The 2,809-nt window shown below is 56.7% G+C and carries 3 protein-coding genes and 1 pseudogene; all 4 read right to left on the minus strand.

All coding sequences use genetic code 11. From position 1 onward, the window contains the following. Positions 1–167 (minus strand): glycosyltransferase (locus ABZ898_RS29565; protein ID WP_273890508.1); only part of this gene is annotated, 167 nt, incomplete at its 3' end. Further along, positions 164–916, minus strand: a complete 753-nt coding sequence (locus ABZ898_RS29570) for an O-antigen ligase family protein (protein ID WP_361665437.1) — start codon at positions 914–916, stop codon at positions 164–166. The genes ABZ898_RS29570 and ABZ898_RS29565, both read right to left, overlap by 4 nt. 200 nt (positions 917–1,116) lie before the next feature. Then, positions 1,117–2,362: pseudogene (locus ABZ898_RS29575) on the minus strand (IS3 family transposase). A 104-nt stretch (positions 2,363–2,466) separates the two neighbouring features. Further along, positions 2,467–2,809 (minus strand): DALR anticodon-binding domain-containing protein (locus ABZ898_RS29580; RefSeq protein WP_361665434.1); only part of this gene is annotated, 343 nt, incomplete at its 5' end.

A 2,809-nucleotide genomic window follows, 5' to 3' on the forward strand; every position in this document is an offset into this window, starting at 1 on the left:
TACCGGCTGACCAGCGCCCCCGACGCATCGGTAGAGCCATCGTCGATGATCACCACCTCAATATCATCAGAAATCTGCGTAAATAACGAATCCAGCGCAGCGATGATGAACGCTTCGTTATTATAAAACGGCACGATAACGCTGAGCAGCGGTGGCTGAATGTTCACGCGGCCTGCTCCTGTGTGGAAGTCTGTCTCGCCACGGAGAGCACTCCAGCGATCAGCGCCAGACAGAACATGGCGGTGCCTTCCGTGCTGAAGAAGATGACGTCGCTCAGCCCGTAAACGAACAGGCTGGCGCTGACGCTCAGCAACAGCGCGTTGCGCTGCGGCCGGAACGAAGAGAAGAACAGGCAGACATAGAGTGCCAGCAGCAGCAGTACGCCCCAGACGCCCTTGAGCGAATAGGTTTCCAGCAGTTCGTTGTGCAGGTGGACGTTGATATAGGGCATGACGCCGTACAGATGTGGCTGCTGCGCGACGATGGCGCGGATCTCTTCACCGCGTTGTTCGGCGGATTGGCCCCAAGGGGCTTGTGAACCGGTACGCCATGCCAGCGTTTGCATCGACAGCCGGGAAATGATCGAGTTATCTATCTCGGGTTTATCGATCAGTTGCATGTTGGTTTTGAAGTCGGCAATGCGTTGTTCAATCTGCGCTTTAAAGACGAATCCGCAGATGAGCAGCAATAATGGCACCGAGGAGACCAGCAAAAACTTGTGTTTTCTGGATACCAGATGCTTGGTCGCCAGCAGCGACAGACAAACCGCCACCGGGTAAACCAGCATGGCCGCGCGCGTGCCGGTGAGCACCAGCGCAGAGAAGGACAGCAGGAACGCCGCAATGTACAACACCAGACGGTAGCGGGTGCGCAGCATCAGGATGGCTTGCATCATCACCAGATCGATGGCGGTCATCAGGTAGGCAACGACCGTGGCGCGATCGAAGTTGAGCTCCACGCGCGGAATATCCAGCCGCAGCCCCTGATAGAGTGAATAACCGTTGACCGCCAGACCGGTAATGAGGGCCACGACAACGAGCAGGCGCTGCACGCACAACCGCTCATTAAGCGCAATCAGCAGGATGAAGGCGGTTGCCAGTTGGAGTTTACCGGTGACTAGTCCTGATATAGGTTGACACTTTTCAACCGGATAACGCCCGATGAACCTCATCGGGCGTTTTGTATTTCAGCGACAAGTGCGGCCGCCGCGTGTTGTAGAGGTTCACCGACTCCCTGACCATCTTTCTTGCCTGCGCGATATCTTCTGGCCTGCCGAGCAGGTATTCCGTTTTGAGTATCCCGTTTATCCGTTCCGCCAGCGCGTTCTGATAACAGTCATACCCGTCCGTCATCGAGCAGATGACGCCATACTGCTGATGTAACGCCTGATATTCCTGCGAGCAGTACTGGATACCCCTGTCCGAGTGATGCACCAACGGCAACGCCGTGCGTCTGCCGGCCAGTGCCATTTTGAACGCGCAGGCGACATGCCGGGTATGCAGACTGTCATGCACGTGATATCCCACGATTTTTCTCGACCAGGCATCCGTTACCAGGCTGACATACGCCGTCCCCGTTCTCAGCGGCAGGTAGGTGATATCCGCCACCCATACCTGTTCCGGACGGCTGGCTATTACTTGATTGTCTCCCGCTTTTAGCAGGTTGGGATGGCGATAAAAACGATGATGGCTGTGCGTCGTCTTGTGATACGCCCGTTTAGGCATCACCAGTAACCGCGCGCAGCGCAGGATACTGAACAACCGGTCACGGCCCACATGCAACGCCGGTTCGGGGTGTTGCCGCAACAGGTGATGCAGCTTACGTGTCCCCAGTCGGGGTTGGTGCAAGCGGATGGCCGTCACCTGTTCGACGAGATGCCGGGCCTGCTCCTCTTTGCCTGCTTCACGCTGCAGGGACTGATACCACGCTTGTCGGCTGATGCCCATCCATCGGCAGGCCCGCGTTACTGTGAGTCCCGGTACTTGTGTTTGCGCGATAAGGCGGTTAGCTGCTTTTTTGTCAGCGTGGCGCCAAAGTCGGTGTTCATCACTTTGACGACAGCTTCGAAGAACTGGGCTTTGACTTCAGATTCAGCCAGTTGCTGCTCAAGTTCTTTAATACGCTGTTCGGGCGTCAGGGGGAGTTTGGGCATGTTGTCTCCGCACGTTCTGGTGGAAGGAGAAGTTCGCCAGTCAAGTTGACCGTATTTGCGCAGCCAGTTCATGACAGTCTGGCTGCCTTGGATACCGTAGCGATCTTGCGCCTGGCGGTATGTCATCTCGCCTTTTTCGACCTGTTCGACGACAGCCAGTTTAAAGGATAGAGAGTAATCGCGTTGTGTGCGTTTAATATACTGGTTCATCACATTTTCCTCTGTGCGTGAGTAAAATGTGTCAACGCTATTCAGGACGGGTCACAAGCAATAAAAAAGGCGCCCGCAGGCGCCTTTTCACAGCAGAGAATCGCTTACTGCAGTACGGAGATATCCGCCACCTGCAGGAACAGTTCGCGCAGCTTGCTCAGCAGCGTCAGGCGATTCACGCGCACTTCCGCATCGTCCGCCATTACCATCACGTTGTCGAAGAACGCATCCACCGGCTCACGCAGCGCGGCCAGTTCCACCAGCGCTTCCTGGTAGTTGCCCGCCGCGAAGTACGGCTGCAGCTTGTCGCGCAGCACCACCAGGTGAGTCGCCAGCTGGATCTCCGCCGCGTCCTTCAGCACCGAGGCGCGCACGCTGTCGTTCAGCGTTTCGGTAGACTTCGCCAGAATGTTGGAGACGCGTTTGTTGGCCGCAGCCAGCGCCGCC

The sequence above is a fragment of the Streptomyces sp. NPDC046860 genome, assembly GCF_040645115.1.
Taxonomy (GTDB): Bacteria; Actinomycetota; Actinomycetes; order Streptomycetales; family Streptomycetaceae; genus Streptomyces.

Coding starts and splice junctions, on each gene's coding strand:
- ABZ898_RS29570 (WP_361665437.1), bottom strand. CDS start 916: ATGACCGCCATCGATCTGGTGATGATGCAAGCCATCCTGATGCTGCGC.